General features: G+C 70.5%; 18 protein-coding genes and 1 tRNA gene. 9 read left to right on the top strand and 10 right to left on the bottom strand.

The window, feature by feature from the left end; translation table 11 throughout:
- Positions 1 to 122: 122 nt before the first annotated feature.
- Positions 123 to 587, bottom strand: coding sequence for a hypothetical protein (locus OG738_RS00105; RefSeq protein ID WP_329050180.1), 465 nt, complete (start codon positions 585 to 587; stop codon positions 123 to 125).
- Between the two features lie 146 nt (positions 588 to 733).
- Here OG738_RS00105 and OG738_RS00110 point away from each other — a divergent pair, with 146 nt between their 5' ends.
- Entirely contained in the window at positions 734 to 2188 is a 1455-nt protein-coding gene (locus tag OG738_RS00110) for an MFS transporter (protein ID WP_442875920.1), read from the top strand.
- On the opposite strand, the gene OG738_RS00115 is transcribed toward OG738_RS00110, so the two are convergent.
- The 3 genes from OG738_RS00115 to OG738_RS00125 all read right to left on the bottom strand — a co-directional run bounded on the left by OG738_RS00115 (position 2148) and on the right by OG738_RS00125 (position 3227).
- A tRNA-Val gene (locus OG738_RS00115) sits at positions 2148 to 2219 on the bottom strand. The two genes, OG738_RS00110 and OG738_RS00115, sit on opposite strands and share 41 nt — an antisense overlap.
- A 42-nt stretch (positions 2220 to 2261) precedes the next feature.
- Complete coding sequence (locus tag OG738_RS00120) at positions 2262 to 2723, bottom strand: peroxiredoxin (RefSeq protein ID WP_329050181.1); 462 nt, start codon at positions 2721 to 2723, stop codon at positions 2262 to 2264.
- A gap of 72 nt (positions 2724 to 2795) precedes the next feature.
- Positions 2796 to 3227 (bottom strand): DUF3052 domain-containing protein, encoded by a 432-nt coding sequence (locus OG738_RS00125; protein ID WP_329050182.1) that lies wholly within the window; start codon positions 3225 to 3227, stop codon positions 2796 to 2798.
- 425 nt (positions 3228 to 3652) lie between these two features.
- On the opposite strand from OG738_RS00125, the gene aceE reads away from it, so the two are divergent.
- From aceE to OG738_RS00140, 3 genes are all read left to right on the top strand, one after another.
- Positions 3653 to 6448, top strand: coding sequence for a pyruvate dehydrogenase (acetyl-transferring), homodimeric type (gene aceE / locus OG738_RS00130; protein ID WP_329050183.1), 2796 nt, complete (start codon positions 3653 to 3655; stop codon positions 6446 to 6448).
- A 97-nt stretch (positions 6449 to 6545) separates the two neighbouring features.
- The gene (locus tag OG738_RS00135) at positions 6546 to 7757 is read left to right on the top strand and encodes an alpha-hydroxy acid oxidase (protein ID WP_329050184.1); all 1212 of its coding nucleotides are present in this window, start codon (positions 6546 to 6548) and stop codon (positions 7755 to 7757) included.
- A 290-nt stretch (positions 7758 to 8047) separates the two neighbouring features.
- Positions 8048 to 9658: an L-lactate permease gene (locus OG738_RS00140; RefSeq protein ID WP_329056493.1), complete on the top strand. Its 1611-nt coding sequence runs from the start codon at positions 8048 to 8050 to the stop codon at positions 9656 to 9658.
- Here OG738_RS00140 and OG738_RS00145 read toward each other — a convergent pair.
- From OG738_RS00145 to OG738_RS00160, 4 genes are all read right to left on the bottom strand, one after another.
- On the bottom strand, positions 9639 to 10274 hold the full coding sequence (locus OG738_RS00145) for a nicotinamide mononucleotide transporter family protein (protein ID WP_329050185.1): 636 nt from the start codon (positions 10272 to 10274) through the stop codon (positions 9639 to 9641). The genes OG738_RS00140 and OG738_RS00145 overlap by 20 nt on opposite strands.
- Positions 10275 to 10457: 183 nt before the next feature.
- On the bottom strand, positions 10458 to 11231 hold the full coding sequence (locus tag OG738_RS00150) for a mechanosensitive ion channel family protein (protein WP_329050186.1): 774 nt from the start codon (positions 11229 to 11231) through the stop codon (positions 10458 to 10460).
- Between the two features lie 274 nt (positions 11232 to 11505).
- Positions 11506 to 12702: an ABC transporter permease gene (locus OG738_RS00155; protein WP_329056495.1), complete on the bottom strand. Its 1197-nt coding sequence runs from the start codon at positions 12700 to 12702 to the stop codon at positions 11506 to 11508.
- Positions 12703 to 12725: 23 nt separating this feature from the next.
- Complete coding sequence (locus OG738_RS00160) at positions 12726 to 13631, bottom strand: ABC transporter ATP-binding protein (protein ID WP_329050187.1); 906 nt, start codon at positions 13629 to 13631, stop codon at positions 12726 to 12728.
- A gap of 127 nt (positions 13632 to 13758) precedes the next feature.
- On the opposite strand from OG738_RS00160, the gene OG738_RS00165 reads away from it, so the two are divergent.
- The 5 genes from OG738_RS00165 to OG738_RS00185 all read left to right on the top strand — a co-directional run bounded on the left by OG738_RS00165 (position 13759) and on the right by OG738_RS00185 (position 18665).
- On the top strand, positions 13759 to 14973 hold the full coding sequence (locus OG738_RS00165; RefSeq protein WP_329050189.1) for a PucR family transcriptional regulator: 1215 nt from the start codon (positions 13759 to 13761) through the stop codon (positions 14971 to 14973).
- Positions 14974 to 15156: 183 nt separating this feature from the next.
- Positions 15157 to 16080, top strand: coding sequence for an ACP S-malonyltransferase (locus OG738_RS00170; RefSeq protein ID WP_329050190.1), 924 nt, complete (start codon positions 15157 to 15159; stop codon positions 16078 to 16080).
- Positions 16077 to 17060, top strand: a complete 984-nt coding sequence (locus OG738_RS00175; protein WP_329050191.1) for a beta-ketoacyl-ACP synthase III — start codon at positions 16077 to 16079, stop codon at positions 17058 to 17060. The genes OG738_RS00170 and OG738_RS00175 overlap by 4 nt, the downstream gene beginning before the upstream one ends.
- A gap of 81 nt (positions 17061 to 17141) precedes the next feature.
- On the top strand, positions 17142 to 17387 hold the full coding sequence (locus OG738_RS00180) for an acyl carrier protein (RefSeq protein ID WP_004559006.1): 246 nt from the start codon (positions 17142 to 17144) through the stop codon (positions 17385 to 17387).
- Between the two features lie 27 nt (positions 17388 to 17414).
- Positions 17415 to 18665, top strand: coding sequence for a beta-ketoacyl-[acyl-carrier-protein] synthase family protein (locus OG738_RS00185; RefSeq protein WP_329050192.1), 1251 nt, complete (start codon positions 17415 to 17417; stop codon positions 18663 to 18665).
- A 49-nt stretch (positions 18666 to 18714) separates the two neighbouring features.
- On the opposite strand, the gene OG738_RS00190 is transcribed toward OG738_RS00185, so the two are convergent.
- Both OG738_RS00190 and OG738_RS00195 read right to left on the bottom strand, forming a co-directional pair.
- On the bottom strand, positions 18715 to 19302 hold the full coding sequence (locus OG738_RS00190; RefSeq protein WP_329050193.1) for a hypothetical protein: 588 nt from the start codon (positions 19300 to 19302) through the stop codon (positions 18715 to 18717).
- A 135-nt stretch (positions 19303 to 19437) separates the two neighbouring features.
- A complete protein-coding gene (locus OG738_RS00195; RefSeq protein WP_329050195.1) occupies positions 19438 to 19941 on the bottom strand; it encodes a DUF3145 domain-containing protein in 504 nt (167 codons plus the stop codon).
- Positions 19942 to 20064 lie beyond the last annotated feature (123 nt).

A 20064-nucleotide genomic window follows, 5' to 3' on the forward strand; every position in this document is an offset into this window, starting at 1 on the left:
TGCCCGGGATCGGCTCGTCGAACGTCCCGCCGGTGAGCGTGATCAAGCCACCGTCGGTGATCTTCACGCTTGCGACGCTACCGTCGCCAACCTCCGGTCTTCGTCGAGATCGCCCGAGAAGCTCAGAACGGCCGGGAGAAGTTGCCCAGGACCATGCAGTCCGGCGGCAGCCCGTTGGGCGTCTCGAGGTAGGAGCACCGGGTGATCCGGATCCGGTCGAAGCCGCCGACCAGGTCGGGGTTGCCGAGGGTGAAGTGGATGGACCGGGTCCCGTGCGGGTAGTCGTCGAAGGTGACCGTGCGGCCCTCCGACGCGATCCGGGTGGAGCCCTTCATGGCGTCGAACACGATGTTGATCATCGTGACCGGGTTCGCGTCGCCGCTCATCCGCCAATCCGCGATGTGGACGTCCCCCTGCACTTCGGTGACCCGGTTCCACCAGGTGAACGAGCCGGCAGTGCCGTAGCTGTACCCGACGTCGAACGTCGTCGAGTCGCCGACCTGCCCGGCGCTCGCCGTGCCGGTCGCGACCACGAGGCCGCCGGCCAGTGCCAGGCCCACCAACAGTGCGCGCAGCTTCCGATTCATCGATGACCCCTTCACGTCCGCGCTTGTCACCGACTACTCGCGTGCCAGGCCGTTCCGGTTTATGTGACCCAGGTCTCCTTTCGTCGTGTCCGGCCGGCTCGTCCCGCTCCGACCCCCAGGTGAACAACCACCGAGAAGGAGTCGACATGGACAAGCCGGCCGGACGGCGGGAGTGGCTGGGGCTGACGGTGCTCGTGCTGCCCACCCTGCTCGTCGCGATGGACATGACCTCGCTGTTCCTCGCACTGCCGCGACTGAGCGCCGACCTCGGGGCGAGCGCCACCGAGCAGCTCTGGATCACCGACAGCTACGGCTTCGTCGTGGCCGGGTTCGTGATCACCATGGGCACCCTCGGCGACCGCATCGGGCGACGCCGGCTGCTGATGATCGGGGGCGCCGCCTTCGCGGTCACCTCGGTCGTGGCCGCGTTCTCCACGAGCCCGGCGATGCTCATCGTGGCCCGCGGCGCGCTCGGCATCGCCGGGGCGACGCTGATGCCGTCGACGCTCGCCCTGATCACCAACATGTTCCGCGACGAGAAGCAGCGCGGGAAGGCGATCTCGATCTGGGCGACGTGCCAGTTCGCGGGCGGCTCGGCCGGTCCGGTGCTCGCCGGGTTCCTGCTGCAGCACTTCGCGTGGGGCTCGGTCTTCCTGGTCGCCGTCCCGGCCATGGGTGTCCTGCTGATCGCCGGGCCGGTCCTGCTGCCGGAGTTCCGGGCACCGGCGTCCGGACGGCTCGACTTCGCCGGCGTCGGGCTTTCGCTGGCCGCCGTGCTGCTGATCGTGTTCGGGCTCAAGCAGCTGACCACCGGGCAGCTGCTCGTGCCGGTCGCCGCGATCGCCGTCGGCGCCGCGCTCGGCGCCGTCTTCGCCCGCCGTCAGCTGACCACGTCGTCGCCGCTGCTGGACCTGCGCCTGTTCCGGAACCGGCCGTTCACCGCGGTGCTGGTCGCGCTGGTGGTCGCCGGGGTCGCGATGGCCGGCGTCGGACTGCTCGTGACGCAGTACCTGCAGAGCGTCCTGGGGTATTCGCCGCTCGCGTCGGCGGTGCTGTTCGCGCCGATGGGCCTGGGCGTCGCGGCGGGCACGATGACGGCGCCGGCGCTGACCCGCCGGATGACCCCGGCCACGGCGATCGCGGGCGGCCTGGTGGTCTCGGCAGCCGGCGGCGTCCTGCTGGCCTTCACCGGCGGCGTGGGGCTGGTCATGGTGGGCATCGCGGTGCTGACGCTGGGCACGGGCCCGCTGTTCGCGCTGGGGATCAGCCTGGTGCTGGGCGCGGTCCCACCGGAGCGAGCGGGCTCGGCGGCCTCGATGGCGGACACGGGCAACTACCTGGGCGGCTCACTGGGCATGGCCCTGATCGGCCTGACGGCGACAGCGGTGTACCACGCGGCGTTCCCGGCGGGCACCACCCTGGCGGCGGACGTCACCCACCCGGAACTGGCGAACCAGGCGAAGGAAGCCTTCACGACGGCCGTGAACGTCACGGGCGTGATCGCGGCGGTGCTGTTCGCGGGATTGGCGGTGCTGGTGCGGACGATGAACCGCACGAGGGTGGGCGCAGCAGGGTTCGAACCTGCGACCGCTCGGGTGTAAGCCGAGTGCTCTCCCGCTGAGCTATGCGCCCGTGCGGCGGCGGCCCCACGCCGGGAGCCGCCGCCGACGAAGATCAGGCCAGTTCGGCCACGGCCTTCTTCCAGCCCTGCTGGTCACGCGCCTCGCCCGGCGCGTTGACCTCGGCGAACCTGACCACACCGGACGTGTCGATCAGGAACGTGCCGCGGACCGCCAGGCCCGCCTGCTCGTTGAAGACGCCGTACGCCTGCGCCACCTCGCCGTGGGGCCAGAAGTCGGACAGCAGCGGGAACTGGTAGCCCTCCTTCTCGGCCCACGCCTTCAGCGAAAACGGCGTGTCGACCGAGACGCCCAGGACCTGGACGCCCTTGTTGTCGTAGTCGGCGAACTCGTCGCGGAGCTGGCACAGCTCGCCGGTGCAGATGCCGCTGAACGCGAACGGGTAGAAGACCAGCAGGACCGGCTTGTCGCCCCGGAAGGACGACAGCTGCACGGGCTGCTTGTTGTAGTCGTTGAGCGTGAAGTCAGGGGCCTCAGAACCGACCTCGACGGTCATACCGCGTTTCCTCTCCCGTACGGACACGTGCCTGCGACGACAACCCTATCGTGTCAGCCGGGCGGGACCTGTTCAGCGCTGCTTCGACTTCGACTTCGGCGAGACCAGGCGGGTGCCGATCCAGTTCGCGCCGACGCTCATGTTGGCGGTCTGGGCCAGTCCGACGGCAGGCACCGCTTCGGCGATCTCGCTCGGCTCGACGTGCCCCGGCTGCCCGTTCTTCGGGGTCAGGACCCAGATCACGCCGGTCTCCTCCAGGGGGCCCCTGGCGTCGATGAGCGCGTCGCCCAGGTCGCCGTCGTCCTCGCGCCACCAGAGCAGCACCACGTCGATGACCTCGTCGGCGTCCTCGTCGAGGATGTCCCCGCCGATCTGCTCCTCGATCGCCGCGCGGAGGTCGTCGTCGACGTCCTCGTCCCAGCCGATCTCCTGGACCACCATCTCGGGCTTGATGCCGAGCCTCTCGGCGACGCTGCTCTGATCAGCGTCTCCCGCGGCGACCACTGCTTTCACTCCTCCAACTACGACGGAGCGTGGCGTCCGACCCCCGTTGCGAGGGTACGGCCGCGCCACACTCGGCGACCCGGTTGCCGATAGCGAACACTGGTGCGGCTCCGCGCGCAACCGTCCACACCGGATCTTTGACAACTCGTGTCGCAGGATACGGCCCGCGACCGGCTCACCATGGCGGCGTTGACGGCGTTTCGGGGCCTCGCGAGACCGGTCTGCCACCCCTTCGGGTGCCGTCCCCTAGGGTGGGGGAGAAGAAAACGCGCGCGCGATACACCGCGCGCGGGGAGTGGCTCGACCGGGTCGGCTGATGTTACCGCTGAGTAGCGGTGCGGAAGCCGGGACGGAAGACGACGATGGAGAGTCGTACACCCCCGAGTACGAGCACCACCGGCTGCAACTTTTCGCAAGGAGACCCCTTGGCCCCGCAGAACGACGGCGCCTCCGGCAAGGAGACCCCGGCACGCGTACGCGTCATCCGTGACGGATTGGCGGCGCACCTGCCCGACATCGACCCGGAGGAGACCGCCGAGTGGCTGGACTCCTTCGACGAGGCGCTGGCCAGGGGAGGTCAGCAGCGGGCCCGGTACCTGATGCTGCGCATCCTGGAGCGCGCCCGGGAACGCAACGTGGGCGTCCCGGCGCTGACCTCCACGGACTACGTCAACACCATCCCCACCGAGAACGAGCCCTGGTTCCCCGGCGACGAGGAGATCGAGCGCCGCTACCGGGCCTACATCCGGTGGAACGCCGCGATCATGGTGCACCGCGCGCAGCGTCCGGGTGTCGGCGTCGGCGGGCACATCTCGACGTACGCCTCGTCCGCCGCGCTCTACGAAGTCGGGTTCAACCACTTCTTCCGCGGCAAGGACCACTCCGGCGGCGGCGACCAGATCTACATCCAGGGCCACGCCTCCCCCGGCATCTACGCCCGCGCGTTCCTCGAGGGCCGGCTCTCGGAGTCGCAGCTCGACGGCTTCCGCCAGGAGTACAGCCACGCCGGTGAGGGCGGCGGCCTGCCGTCGTACCCGCACCCGCGGCTGATGCCGGAGTTCTGGGAGAACCCGACGGTGTCGATGGGCCTCGGCCCGATGAACGCCATCTACCAGGCGCGGTTCAACCGCTACCTGCGCGACCGCGGCATCAAGAACACCGACGACCAGCACGTCTGGGCGTTCCTGGGCGACGGCGAGATGGACGAGGCGGAGTCGCGCGGCCTGATCCACGTCGCGGCCGGCGAGGGCCTCGACAACCTGACCTTCGTGATCAACTGCAACCTGCAGCGCCTCGACGGCCCGGTGCGCGGCAACGGCAAGATCATCCAGGAGCTGGAGTCGTACTTCCGCGGCGCCGGCTGGAACGTCATCAAGGTGATCTGGGGCCGCGAGTGGGACTCGCTGCTGCACGCCGACCGCGACGGCGCGCTGGTCAACCTGATGAACGTCACGCCGGACGGCGACTACCAGACGTACAAGGCCAACGACGGCGCCTTCGTCCGGGAGCACTTCTTCGGCCGCGACCCGCGGACGAAGGACCTGGTCAAGGACCTCTCCGACGCCGACATCTGGAACCTCAAGCGTGGCGGGCACGACTACCGCAAGGTGTACGCGGCCTACAAGTCGGCGCTGGAGCACCACGGCCAGCCGACGGTGATCCTGGCCCACACGATCAAGGGCTACGGCCTGGGCCCGGCGTTCGAGGGCCGCAACGCCACGCACCAGATGAAGAAGCTCACCCTCGACGACCTCAAGCTGTTCCGCGACTCGCAGCGGATCCCGATCAGCGACGAGGAGCTCGAGCGCGACCCGAAGCTGCCGCCGTACTACCACCCGGGCGCGAACTCGCCCGAGATCGAGTACCTGATCGGCCGCCGCAAGGCGCTCGGCGGCTTCCTGCCGGAACGCCGTCCGAAGGCCGCCAAGGCGCTGGTCCTGCCCGGCGACAAGGTCTACGAGGGCATCCGGAAGGGTTCCGGCAAGCAGGAGGTCGCCACGACGATGGCGTTCGTCCGGCTGGTCCGCGAGCTGGCGAAGGACTCCGAGATCGGCAAGCGCGTCGTCCCGATCATCCCGGACGAGGCCCGCACCTTCGGCCTCGACTCGATGTTCCCGACGGCCAAGATCTACAACCCGCACGGCCAGACGTACACGTCGGTCGACGCGAGCCTGATGCTGGCCTACAAGGAGTCCGAGAAGGGCCAGCTGCTGCACGAGGGCATCAACGAGGCGGGCTCGACCGCGTCGTTCACCGCCGTCGGCACGTCCTACGCGACGCACGGCGAGCCGATGATCCCGATCTACATCTTCTACTCGATGTTCGGGTTCCAGCGGACCGGTGACGGCCTCTACGCCGCCGCCGACCAGATGGCCCGCGGGTTCGTCCTCGGCGCCACCGCCGGGCGCACCACGCTGACCGGTGAGGGCCTGCAGCACGCGGACGGGCACTCGCTGCTGCTGGCGGCGACCAACCCGGCCGCGGTGGCCTACGACCCGTCGTGGTCGTTCGAGATCGCGCACATCGTGAAGGACGGCCTCCGCCGGATGTACGGCGAGACCGGCCCGGACGGCAACGGCGAGAACGTCTTCTACTACATGACGATCTACAACGAGCCGTACCAGCAGCCCGCCGAGCCGGAGAACCTCGACGTCGACGGCCTGCTTCGCGGGCTCTACAAGTACGCCGACGCGCCCTCGGGCGACGGTCCGGAGGTGCAGATCCTCGTCTCGGGCGTCACGATGCCGGACGCGCTCAAGGCGCAGAAGATGCTGGCCGAGGACTGGGGCGTGCGGGCCGCGGTGTGGTCGGCGACGTCGTGGACCGAGCTGCGGCGCGAGGCCGTCGAGATCGACCACGACAACCTGCTCTACCCCGGCAGCGAGCCGCGGGTGCCGTTCGTGACCGAGAAGCTGCAGGGCGCGAACGGGCCGGTCGTCGCGGTGTCGGACTGGATGCGCGCGGTACCGGACCTGATCCGCCCGTACGTGCCGACCGACATGCTGACGCTGGGCACGGACGGCTTCGGGTTCTCCGACACCCGGCCGGCGGCGCGGCGGAAGTTCCTGGTCGACGCCGAGTCGATCACCGTCGGGGCGCTGTCGATCCTCGCCAAGCGCGGCGAGGTCGAGCAGGCGAAGGTCCTCGAAGCGGCCACGAAGTACCGGCTCGACGACATCGCGGCCGCCGGGCCGCAGACGTCGGATTCCGGCAGCGCGTGACTTGCTGTTAGAAGCACAGTGCTAGAAAGGGACCCGGCAGACATCCGATGTCTGCCGGGTCCCGCTTGCCGTGATTGGTCGTAGGGAGTTGATGAAGGTGACGAAGCGCCGACTGCCGAAGCCGGACGAGCTGAAGCAGCTCCTGCGACCGAAGCCGATCGTGCTGAACCCGACCGACCGGCGGCTCGCGAACGCGCACACCATCGCCGACCTGCGGATGATCGCCCGCAAGCGGACCCCGCGGGCGGCCTTCGACTACACCGACGGCGCGGCCGAGCTGGAAGACAGCCTGCGTCGCGCCCGCCAGGCCTACCGGCGGATCGAGTTCCACCCGAACGTGCTGCGCGGAGTGTCCGATGTGGACACCACGCGCGAGATCCTCGGGAAGCCGTCGGCACTGCCGTTCGCCTTCGCCCCCACGGGGTTCACGCGGATGATGAACCACGAGGGCGAGGCCGCCGTCGGCCGCGTCGCGCAGCGCAACGGCATCCCGATGGGCCTCTCGACGATGGCGACGACGTCGATCGAGGACCTCGCCGCGGCGGCACCCGAAGCGCGCAAGTGGTTCCAGCTCTACGTCTGGCGCGACCACGGCGCGGGCGAAGATCTGATGAATCGCGCGTGGGCGGCGGGCTACGACACGCTGATGCTGACCGTGGACACCCCGGTCGGCGGCGCGCGCCTGCGCGACGTCCGCAACGGCCTGACGATCCCGCCCGCGTTGACGCTCAAGACGTTCCTCGACGGCGCGACGCACCCGGCGTGGTGGTTCAACCTGCTCACCACCGAGCCGCTGCAGTTCGCGTCGCTCAGTCACTTCGACGGCACGGTCGCGGAGCTGCTGAACAAGCTGTTCGACCCCACGCTGAACTTCGACGACCTGGACTGGGTGCGCCAGACCTGGCCCGGGAAGCTCGTGGTCAAGGGCGTGCAGAACGTCGACGACGCCCGCGACGTCGTGAAGCACGGCGCGGACGCGGTGCTGCTGTCCAACCACGGCGGCCGCCAGCTCGACCGCGCCCCGACGCCCCTGGAGCTGCTGCCGGCGGTACTGGACGAGATCCAGGGCGGCGCCGAGGTCTGGATCGACACGGGCATCCTGTCCGGCGGCGACATCGTCGCGGCGATCGCGCGCGGCGCGGACGCCGTGCTGATCGGCCGCGCGTTCCTCTACGGCCTGATGGCCGGCGGCGAGCGCGGCGTCCAGCGGTGCGTCGACATCCTGCGCACGGAGATGGTCCGCACCATGCAGCTGCTCGGCGTCCGGACGCTGAAGGACCTCACGCCGTCGCACGCGACCCTGCGTTAGACCTGCGCCTGGCCGCCGTCGACGACGACGGGCATCACGCGTGATCCGGCGGGCATCACGGCGATGCCGCGCCAGTCACGCGTGATGCCCGTCCAGTCACGCGTGCTGCCTCTCCAGGCACGCGTGATGCCTCTTTCCGCACGCAGCCCGGCCGTGAAGCACTGACTCGTTGGGCCAACCGGTCTCAGCTTCTTGACGGACCGACCAGTTTGTGACGAAGATCTCGGGCACTCGCCGAAAGGCCGTTTTCGCATCGTGGAAAACGGAGGTCGCCCGTGTTCGTGCAGGCCGTGTTCGTGCAAGACGTGACTCCCCTGGGTTCGCTGGGCCTCTCGGCGCTCGTCGCCGTGCTGCCGCTGGCCACCGTCCTCGTCCTGCTCGGCGTCGTCCGGCTGCGGGCGCACCACGCCGCCCTGCTCGGGCTGCTCGTCGCGCTCGTCGTCGGGATCGCCGCGTACGGCATGCCGATCGTCCAGGCCGTCTCCGGCGCGCTGCAGGGCGCCGCGTTCGGGCTGTGGCCGATCATGTGGATCGTCGTCAACGCGCTGTGGGTCTACCGGCTCACCGTGCGGACCGGGCACTTCGACGTCCTGCGCCGCTCGTTCGGCCGGATCTCCGACGACCCGCGGATCCAGGCGCTGATCATCGCCTTCTGCTTCGGCGCGCTGATGGAAGCCCTCGCCGGGTTCGGCGCGCCGGTCGCGATCAGCGCCGTGATGCTGGTCGCCGTCGGCTTCCACCCGGTGAAGGCCGCGGTCGTCGCGCTGGTCGCGAACACCGCGCCGGTCGCGTTCGGCGCGATGGGCACGCCCGTCGTGACGTTGGCCCAGGTCACCGGCCTGCCGCTGCAGCAGGTCTCCTCGATCGTCGGCCGCCAGACGCCGTTGCTCGCCCTGGTCGTGCCGCTGCTGCTGGTGATCATCGTCGACGGCAGGCGCGGCCTGAAGGACACCTGGCTGCCCGCGCTGGTCTGCGGAGTCGCGTTCGGGCTCGTGCAGTTCCTCGCGTCGAACTTCGTGTCGCCGCAGCTGGCCGACATCGGCGCCGCGCTCGCCGGCGCCGCCGCGCTGGTCGCGCTGCCCCAGACTCGCCGTGCGGTGCCCGAATCCGTCCGCGTCGGGATGGGCGGGACGGCGACCGAGGAAGCGCCCCAGGCGGACTCGCGCAACGACGTCGTCAAGGCCTACCTGCCCTACGCGCTGATCATCGTGATCTTCTCCCTGGCCGTGCTGCCGCCGATCAAGAAGCTGCTGGACAAGGCGACCTGGAAGTTCCACTGGCCGGGGCTGAACGTCGCCGGGCCGAACGGGAAACCGGTGTCCGGCAACACGTTCTCGCTGCCGTTCCTCAACACCGGCGGCACGCTCGTGCTCCTGGCCGGCGTCATCACGGCGGCGATCCTGGCGGTGTCGGCGAGCGGCACCGTGCGGGAATGGCTGGCGACGGTCAAGGAGCTGCGGTTCGCGATCCTCACCGTCACCGGCGTGCTCGCGCTGGCCTACGTGATGAACCTGTCCGGCCAGACCACCACGATCGGCACGTTCATCGCGGCCGCGGGCGCCGGATTGGCGTTCCTCTCGCCGGTGCTGGGCTGGTTCGGCGTCGCCGTCTCGGGCTCCGACACGTCGGCGAACGCGCTGTTCGGGGCACTGCAGGTGACGGCGGCTAACAAGACGGGCCTGCCGGCCGACCTCCTGGCCGCGGCCAACAGCTCCGGCGGCGTGCTCGGCAAGATGGTCTCCCCGCAGAACCTCACGATCGCCTGCGTGGCGGCGAACCTGCCGGGCGAGGAGGGCAAGCTGCTGCGGAAGGTGCTGCCGTGGAGCGTGGGGCTGCTGCTGGCGATGTGCCTGATCGTGCTCGGGCAGAGCACGCCGGTGCTCAGCTGGATGCTGCCATGACCTGACGCTCGGCGACGCGGCGCGCGGAGCGGTTCCAGCTCCACCAGCCGTGGATGACCAGCCCGGCGAAGACGATGTAGATCGCGGCCGAGAAGTAGAGCCCGGACGAGATCTGCAGCGGCACGCCGATCGCGTCGACGACCAGCCAGACCAGCCAGAATTCGACGAGCCCGGCGCCCTGCGCCCCGAAGGCGACGAGCGTGCCGACGAAGATGGCGGCGTCCGGCCAGGGTGCCCAGGAGGCGTTCAGCGCGTCGAGCACCAGGGCCATCACGGTGGTGCCGGCGAGGAAGGCGCCCAGCATGGCGAGCCGTTCTACCAGCCGCCCCTGCCGCACGACGACGCCGAACACCGGGTCCTGGCGGCGCGTCCAGGCCCACCAGCCGTAGACGGAGATAGCGAGGATGGCCACCTGACGGGCCGCGAGCCCGCCGAGGTGCGCGGAGGCGTAGACGGCGAAGAGCAGCACGGTGGCCCCGACCTGCACGGGCCACGTCCACAGGGTGCGACGCTGCGCGAGGAACACGACGGCGAGCGCGAACACCTGCCCGGCGAGCTCCGCGATCGAAATCCACTGACCGAGCACCGTGATTCCGTGGTGCAGCAGGAAATCCACCTGACGCCCCTTTCGTCCTACCGCATCAAACATGCTCCGGACGGGGTGAATTCCCTAGAGACTGTGAGCCGCGGAACCTCCCGGATCGTGGGACATGGACCGTGGTGCGGGCGGACGTGAAACAGGGCGGGTCCGGCGTCTTCCCCGACCGCCGGACCCGCCCCGAAACCCCGCCTGCTTCGCTCAGACCTGCGGGCGCGGCGTGCCCGCCGGCGGCGTCGGGGTGTTGTCCGCGCCGACCGTCGCGCGCGGCGGCGCGCTCGTGCCCATCTCGCCCCTCCGCTGCTGCGGGGTCTCCAGCTGGTGCTCCATGTTCGCCATCCAGCCGCGCCAGCGGTCCTGCGCCGGCTTGATCAGGCCGCCGCCGAAGCCGACCACGATCACGCCGCCGATCGTGGCCAGCACCGCGATCAGGACCGGGCCGGTGATGGCCGTCGCGATGTTCACCTGGCCGAGCGCCGCGATGATGCCGAACGCCATGATCAGCCAGTAGGCGCCCAGCGACAGCGGCCGCGCCGCCCCCCGGCCGGACAGCGCCGACGCCACGACGTCACGCACGACCTTCGCGATCGCGGCGGCGACCACCACGAGCACCAGCGCCACCACGATCCGCGGCAGGAACGCGATGATGTCGTTCAGCAGCTGGCTCACCGGGTTCGTCGGCCCGAACACCCCGAACGCCAGCTGCAGCGCGATCAGCAGAATGAAGTAGTAGACCAATTTGACGAGGATCCCCGTCGCGTCGATGTTCTGCTGGCCGATCTTCCCGCTCAGGCCGGTCCGCTCGACGAGTTTCCCGAAACCGGCTTTCCCGAGCACGAGCGCCAGCCCTTTCGAGACGGCTTTCGCGATCAGCCAGCCGATCAGCAGGATGATCAGGAATCCCACGAGTTTCGGGACGAATGTGGCCACCATGGCCCACGCCTGCCCGAGTCCGTCCTTCAGTTGCTGGCCCATACCGACTCCCTCCACGGATTTGCACCGGATCGTTGATCAGGTACCCGGCGGCGGCAACTCGTGCGCCCCACGATCGAGTGAGACGACTGGCGCGCGAAGATCAGCCGTGGCCATACTGGTTTCACCGGTGGGGACCGGGGAGACGAGGCCGTCCGGCGCAGCGTAAACCGCAAGCGCCGGGCGGCCTCGAGCATTCACCGGGTTCGACGCTCCATCCGAAAAGCGGCCCCCGGAAGCCGGAGCTTCCGAGGGCCGGGTGAACGATCGGCGAACTTCAGGCAGCGCGCAGGGCGTCGCGCAGTTTCACCTTCGCGCCGGTGCGCATCACCGCGTTCCGGTAGATCCGCGCGGCCAGCCAGATCAATCCCGGAATCATCAGCACCACCAGCACCACCGACAACGCGGCCTCCCACACCGGCACCCCGCCCATCGCCAGCCGGATCGGCATCAGCGTCGGCGCGAACACCGGAATCACGGAAAGCACCTCGACGAACGTGCTGCCCGGGTTCGACGGCAGCACCGAAATGCCGATCACGTACCCGGCGATCACGAACATCAGCGCCGGCATCGTCGCGCCGCCGACGTCTTCCTGGCGCGAAACCAGCGCGCCCAGCGCGGCGAACACGATCGAGTACATGAAGAACCCGAGCAGGTACCAGACGATCAGCCACACGACGGTGCCGACGGCCGAGGACAGCGAGAGGTCCGGCAACGCGCCGGTGGCCGTCACCGTGACCAGCCCGCCGACGCCGATCACGAGCATCTGGATCAGCCCCACCACGCCGATGCCGAGCACCTTCCCGGCCATCAGCTGCCACGGCTTGATCGTCGACAGCAGCAGCTCGACGACCCGTGACGTCTTCTCCTCGACGACGCCCTGGGCGACGCTCTGGCCGTTGATCATCAGCGACAGGTAGATCAGGATGCCGGCGGCGATGCCGAGGCCCAGCTGCGCGCCGTTGTAGTCGTACGGCTGCTCCAGCGGCGGGTCCTCGACGTACTTCGCCGACGCGATCGCCGCCTTGAACCGCGCCGGGTCGCCGCCCAGCGCGGTGATCTGCTGGTCGATCGCCACCTGCTGGGACAGCAGCTGCAGGACGTTGGCCAGCTTGCCGTCGAGGTCCTTCTTCACCTGGACGTGCACGGTCCTGCCGTCGCCGGTCAGCAGCGCGTCGAGCGAGCCGTCGGCGAGCTTCGCGCGGCCGGCGGCCTCGTCGGCGACCTGGGTGACGTCGATCTTCTCGCCGACCGTCTTCCCGCCCGCCTGCAGCGGCGCCGAGAGCGCGGCGGTCGCCGGGGTGTAACCGACGGTCGCGTCGGCGCCGCTCCCGCCCGAGATCAGCTTGAGCAGCACGATGCCGACCACGATCAGCAGCAGCATGACGACGGTGGCGACGCGGAAGGCCTTCGACTTCACGCGGGTGGTGATCTCGCGGGAGGCGACCAGCCCCACCGCCGCGACCGGGCTCATCCGGACGTCCTGGACCGGGGTACTCACGCGGGGACCTCCTCGGTCACGACGGAACGGAACAGTTCGGTCAGGGACGGCTGTTCGCGCGCGAACTCGCGGACCGGCCCGGCGGCCAGCGCCGCCTTGAGCACGGCCTGGTCGTCGGCGCCCTCGCCCAGCTCGAGCTCGGTCACCGACCCCTTCCGGCCCAGCACCTGCACACCGGCGAGGCCGGCGGCCCAGCCGTCGCCGGCCTCGGGCACGTCGACCCGCAGCCGGACGGCACCACCGGCGCGCAGCTCGCCGACCGTGCCGACCTCGACCATCTGTCCACTCCGGACGATCCCGACCCGGTCGCAGAGCCGCTCCACCAGGTCGAGCTGGTGGCTGGAGAACACGACCGGCACGCCCTCGGCGGCCTTCTCCTTGAGCACCTGGCTCATCACGTCGACCGCGACCGGGTCGAGGCCGGAGAACGGCTCGTCCAGCACCAGGATCCGCGGCTCGTGCACCAGTGCCGCGGCCAGCTGGACGCGCTGCTGGTTGCCGAGGCTGAGCTTCTGCACCTCGTCGTCGCGGCGGCCGGCGACACCCAGCCGTTCGGTCCACTTCTCCGCCGACGCCCGCGCGTCGGCGGCCGGCATGCCGTGCAGCCGCGCGAGGTAGGTCAGCTGCTCGGCCACCTTCATCTTCGGGTAGAGGCCGCGTTCTTCGGGCATGTACCCGATGTGGCGGCGCGTTTCGTGCGTGACGGGCGCGCCGTCGTACCGCACTTCGCCGCCGTCGGCGGAAAGCACGCCGAGCGCGATCCGCATGGTCGTGGTCTTGCCGGCGCCGTTGCTGCCGACGAAGCCGAACAGCTCGCCGGGCCGGACGTCGAACGTCATTTCGTGCAAAGCGACCACGTCGCCGAAGCGTTTGGAGATCCTGTCGATCTCTAAACCGGTCATTCCGGTTCCCCCGTTCATTTGTGGCTTCCCCGCTGGTGATCCTAGGCAGTGGAGACACGCTCGGCATACCGTCGCGCGTTGCCACCGGGGGCTACGAAAGTTGCGGGAACGTAGGATCGCGTCCGTCATGGATGGAACCACCGCCCCGCGCCGGGTGCCGAAGCACCACGGACTCTCCGCGAAGACGCTTCGGCGGCTGGAGCACGCGTCCGGCAGCCTCGCGAGCGCGAGCGTCGCGGTGATGGAGCGGCGGCTGACGTGGTTCGCCCGGCTGCCCGCCGACCAGCGCGCGAGCGTGCTGCTGATCACCCAGGCGGGCGCCGCGGGTTTCGTCGACTGGCTGCGGGACTCCAAGGAGGCCCTGAAGCTCACGACGGAGGCGTTCCGCGACGCGCCGGCCGAGCTGTCCCGGTGGGTCAGCCTGCGGCAGGCCGTCGGCATGGTCCGCCTGGCCATCGAGGTGTTCGAGGAGCAGCTGCCGGAGTTCGCCGCGAACGAAGCGGAACGAGCGGCGCTGATCGAGGGAATCCTGCGCTACGGCCGGGAAATCGCGTTCGCGGCGGCGAACTCCTACGCGGCGGCGGCGGAAGCGCGCGGCGCGTGGGACGCCCGGCTGGAGGCACTGGTCGTCGACGGGATCGTCCGTGGCGACGCCGAGGAGTCGGTGCTTTCGCGCGCGACGGCGCTGGGCTGGGAGCCGTCGGCGGCGGCGACGGTCCTGGTCGGCAACCCGCCGTCGGAGGACCCGCCGACGGTGGTGTTCGAGGTCCGCAGCCGCGCGGCCCGCGTCGGGCGCCCGGTGCTGCTGTCGGTCCAGGGCTCCCGCCTGGTGGTCGTGGTCGGCGGCCCGACCGACGGCGGCGTGAAGGAGCGCGAAATCCTCGCCCGGATGTCGGTGGCGTTCGCGGACGGCCCGGTGGTGGCGGGCCCGACGGTGCCGACGCTGGCGGAGGCCCACCACAGCGCGACGGAGGCGTTGTCCGGGCTGCGCGCGGTGGTCGGCTGGCCGGGCGCGCCCCGCCCGGTCCGCTCGGCGGACCTGCTGCCCGAGCGCGCGTTGTCGGGTGACGCGGAGGCGGAACGCATCCTGGTCGACACGATCGCGCGGCCGCTGGAGGAGGCGGGTCCCACGCTCCAGCGCACGGTCGAGGCGTACCTGGAGAGCGGCGGGGTCCTGGAGACGTGCGCGAAGACGCTGTTCGTCCACCCGAACACCGTCCGGTACCGGCTCCGCAAGGCGGCGGACCTGACGGGCTGCCAGCCGACCGACCCGCGGGACGCGCTGGTGCTGCGGATCGCGCTGACCGTCGGCCGGCTGGCGCGAGCACGCGGCCTCTGGTGACCCCTTCCCGAGACGGGCGTCACGTGATGGACTTAACAGCGAAAGGTGATTGAACCCGACAAGGCATCCGGGTTACGCGCGAGCTTCTCCGGCGCGTCTTTGGAGGGTTCCGACAAAGACGCCGCGTAGACGCTGTGAGCGTCGGCATCACGCCGAGGCGCCGTGAACGTGTTGTCTTGAAGGGTGACAGCAGCAGTCCTCGCTCCCGGTCAGGGGTCCCAGGCCCCCGGTATGTTCACGCCCTGGCTCGACCTCGACGGCGCGCGCGAGCGCGTCGCGCGGTGGTCCGAGCGCGCGGGGCTCGACCTGCTCCGCCTCGGCACCGAGGCGGACGCCGACGAGATCCAGGACACCGCCGTCGCGCAGCCGCTGATCGTCGCGCTGTCGCTGCTCACCTTCGAGCACCTCCAGGCCACCGCGCCGGTGCCCGCGGACGCGCCGGTCGCCGGGCACTCCGTCGGCGAGCTCGCGGCCGCCGCGATCGCCGGGGTGCTCGAGCCCGAAGACGCCGTCGCGCTCGCCGCCGTCCGGGGTGCCGAGATGGCGAAGGCGTGCGCGCTGGAACCGACGTCGATGGCCGCGGTCATGCTCGGGGACCCCGAGCAGGTCGTCGCGTGGCTCGAAGCGCAGGGCCTGACCGCGGCGAACCGCAACGGAGCGGGGCAGATCGTCGCCTCCGGTGCCGCCGACGCCATCGCCAAGATCGTCGCCGAGCCCCTCGAAGGCACGAAGATCCGCGCCCTCAAGGTCGCCGGCGCGTTCCACACGCAGTACATGGCGCCCGCCGAGGAGGCGTTGCGCGCCCACGCCGCCAAGCTGACGCCGGCCGACCCCACCCGCCCGCTGCTGTCCAACGCGGACGGCGCGGTCGTCACCAGCGGGGCCGAGTACCTGGACCGCCTGGTCGCGCAGGTCACCCGATCGGTCCGCTGGGACCTGACGATGGACGGCCTGGTCTCCCTCGGCGTCACCCGCACCGTCGAACTCGCGCCCGCGGGCACGCTGACCGGCCTGGTCAAGCGGCAGCTCAAGGGCGTCGTCACCACTACCACCGCGCTGAAGTCGCCGGCCGAGCTGGCGGCGCTGCGCCAGGAGGACGCCTCGTGACCGATCGACCCGCCCTGAGCCTCAACCCCGGCTCCCGCGGCAGCCGCGTGCTGGGCGTCGGCAGCTACCAGCCCGAGCGGATCGTCGGCAACGACGACCTCTCGAAGATCATGGACACCAACGACGAGTGGATCCAGACGCGCGTCGGCATCATCGAGCGCCGCTTCGCCGAGAAGGACGAGCTGCTCACCGACATGGCGGTCGCCGCCGGCACCGCCGCGCTGGCCGACGCCGGCGTCGATCCGTCCGAAGTGGACACGGTGATCCTGCCGAACTGCACGATGCCGACGCAGATCCCGAACGCCGCCGCGCAGGTCGCCGCCCGGATCGGCATCCCGGGCCCCGGCGCGTTCGACCTCAACGCCGCGTGCGCCGGGTTCTGCTACGGCCTGGGTGTCGCGTCGGACCTGATTCGCGCGGGCTCGGCGAAGAAGGTCCTCGTCATCGGCGCCGAGAAGCTCACCGACTCGGTCAACCCGACCGACCGGGCGAACGCGATCATCTTCGCCGACGGCGCGGGCGCCGCGGTCGTCGGCGCGTCCGACGAGCCGCAGATCGGCCCGGTCTCCTGGGGCAGCGCCGGCGACCTCGTCGACCTGATCGGGATGACCGAGGAGAAGTTCATCTACCAGGAGGGCCAGTCGGTCTTCCGGTGGGCGACCACCCAGATCGCGCCGATCGCCATGCGCGCGCTGGAGGTCGCCGGGCTCAAGCCGTCCGATGTGGACGTGCTGATCCCGCACCAGGCGAACCTCCGCATCGTCGAGGCGATCGCGAAGAAGCTGCGGGCCAACGGCGCCCGCGACGACATGGTCGTCGCCGACGACATCAAGTACTCCGGCAACACCTCGTCGGCGTCCATCCCCCTCGCGCTGGACCACATGCGCAAGGCCGGGACGGCGAAGTCCGGCGACGTGGTGCTGGCGGTCGGGTTCGGCGCGGGCCTGTCCTACGCCGGGCAGGCGTTCGTCTGCCCCTGATCGATCACCGTTACGCTCCCCGCGGGCATTCGCCCACGGGCAACCCAAGACCCCCAGATGGACCGAGAAGGGAACTACCCCATGGCTGACAACGCTGAGATCCTCGCCGGCCTCGCCGAGATCGTCGAAGAGGTGGCCGGTGTGGCTCAGGACGACGTCACCGCCGAGAAGTCGTTCGTGGACGACCTGGACATCGACTCGCTGTCGATGGTCGAGATCGCCGTGCAGGCCGAGGACAAGTTCGGCGTCAAGATCCCGGACGACGAGCTCGCCAACCTCAAGACCGTGGGCGACGCCGTCAACTACGTGTCGGCCAACTCCAAGTAAGTCTGTTCCCTCCTTGAGGAGACTCCCATGAGCAACATCGACGTCGTGATCACCGGTCTCGGCGCCACCACACCGCTCGGCGGGGACGTGACGTCCACCTGGGACGGTCTGCTGGCCGGGCGGAGCGGGATCCGGGCGATCGAGGCCGACTGGGTCGAGGAGCTGCAGCTGCCGGTCAAGATCGGCGGCATGCTGGCCGTCGATCCGTCGGAGGTCCTTCCGCGGGTGCAGGCCCGCCGGCTGGACCGCTGCGAGCAGGTCGCACTGATCGCCGCCCGCCAGGCGTGGGCCGACGCCGGGTATGCGGAACCGACGGACGAGCACACCGACGTCGACCCCGACCGCCTCGGCGTGTCGATCGGCACCGGCGTCGGCGGCCCGGTCACCCTGCTCACCCAGAACGACCTGTTGCACCAGCAGGGTCTCCGCAAGGTGTCGCCGCTGACCGTGCCGATGCTGATGCCGAACGGCCCGGCCGCGCACGTGGGCATCGACCTGAAGGCGCGGGCCGGGGTGCATTCCCCGGCCTCGGCCTGCGCTTCGGGTGCCGAAGGCATCGCGAGCGGGGTGGAGATGATCCGCTCCGGGCGTGCGGACGTCGTGGTCGCTGGTGGTGCCGAAGCGTGCATCCACCCGATCACGCTGGCCGGGTTCGCCCAGGCCCGCACCGTGTCCACGCGCAACGACGACCCGGCGAGCGCGTCGCGGCCGTTCGACGCGAGCCGCGACGGCTTCGTCCTCGGCGAGGGCTCCGGCGTGGTCATCCTCGAGCGGGCGGACCAGGCGAAGGCCCGCGGAGCGCGGATCTACGCGACGATCGCCGGGCACGGCATCACCTCGGACGCCTACCACATCACGGGCAACCACCCCGAGGGCATCGGCCAGATCGCCGCGATGCGCGCGGCGATGAAGATGGCCGGCGTGACGCCGGCGGAGGTCGGGCACGTGAACGCCCACGCGACGTCCACTGTGGTCGGTGACATCGGCGAAGCGGCGGCGATCCGCAACGCGGTCGGGGAACACCCGGTCGTGACGGCGCCGAAGGGCGCGCTGGGCCACCTCGTCGGCGGCGCCGGCGCGGTGGAGGGGATCATCACGATCCTGTCGCTCTACCACGGCATCGTGCCGGCGACGCTGAACCTGACGGACCTGGACCCGCGGGTGCAGCTGGACGTCGTCTCGGGTGAGGCGCGCAAGGTCGAACTGACCGCGGCGATCAGCAACTCGTTCGGCTTCGGCGGGCACAACACCGCGCTGCTGTTCACCCCGGCTGCCTGAGTTCCACCAGCACGAAGAAGGGCCCGGCTTCGGCCGGGCCCTTCTTGGTTCAGCATTTTTCGTGCTCGGGTGGCGGGCCCTTCTCGACGGAGTCGATCTTCAGGGCGTTGTCCTCGACGATCACCGGCAGCACGAGCCGCCACTTGATGCACGGCTCGGGGAAATACGTGGGCGCGTCCGCGACGTTCTGCTCGCTCGTGAACCCGACCAGGACTCGCAGCGAGGAGCCGGCGCCGCGCTCGATCCGGTAGACGAACGCGTTACTGTCCTTTGTGGTGCGGACGCCGTTCTTCCAGTTCGTCGGTGTCTGCTCCGACACGCGCTGGGCGCTGGCCACGCTCGTCCACGCCTGGTACTCCTTGGCGTTGATGGCGTGGAAGTACTTCACCAGCAGCTCGCGCACGGCCTCGGCCTGCGGGTGCGCCTGCGCGTCGTCGCTCATCCGGACGGTGCCCGACTCGGCGCCGGCACCGGCCGAGGACGGCGCCGGCTGCGCGGCGGAGGTGTCGTCGGCGGGCTGGTCGGGCCGGCGGTAGAGCTCGCGCGCCAGCAGGCTGGCGCCCACGGTGAGGGAGAGCACCACGACCACGACGGGTGCCAGCCAGCGCTGGCGGGAGCGGGGAGCTGGGGTGGTCACCCCGCAGAGCGTACCGGCCCGGGCAGGGCACGCCGGTACAGCAGGGTGGGTGCCCGCGCCCGGACGCGGACGGCCCGGCGCGCCGGGATCACCCGTGGTCGCGCCGGGCCGCCCGCCGGAAGCCGTTCGCCCCGGTCAGCCGACCTGGTGCAACCAGGTCACCGGTGCGCCGTCGCCGGCGTGGCGGTAGGGCTCGAGCGCCTCGTCCCAGCTCGCGGCGAGGAGCTCGTCGAGCTTGTGCGCGAGCGACTCACCTCCGCGGGTCATGGCGACGAGCGCGCGCAGCTGGTCTTCGCCCACCACGATGTCGCCGTTGGCGCTGGTCCGCCCGTGCCACAGGCCGAGGCCGGGCGCGAAGCAGAACCGTTCGCCGTCGACGCCCGCGCTGGGCTCTTCGGTGACCTCGAACCGAATCATCGGCCACGCCTTGAGCGCCGCCGCCAGTTTGGCGCCGGAGCCCGCGGGCGCGCGCCAGCCGCACTCGGCGCGAAGCTGACCCGGACTGGCCGGCTGCGCCGTCCACTTCAGGTCAACGCGGGCACCCAGGGTGCCCGAAATGGCCCACTCGACGTGCGGACACACCGCAGACGGCGACGAGTGGACGTACACCACACCTCGGGTGCTGCCACGGGTGCTCACTGCTACCTCCGCTTGTTGCTCGACGAGGGACGTCTTCCCCTACGCCCTACTCCGAGCTGCAGCGCGGCCTCAGTGCGGCTCCCGAATGCCGCCTCCGATGCGTTGTAGCACATTCTGCACCCC

It is taken from the genome of Amycolatopsis sp. NBC_01488 (assembly GCF_036227105.1).
In the GTDB taxonomy this organism is placed as follows: Bacteria; Actinomycetota; Actinomycetes; order Mycobacteriales; family Pseudonocardiaceae; genus Amycolatopsis.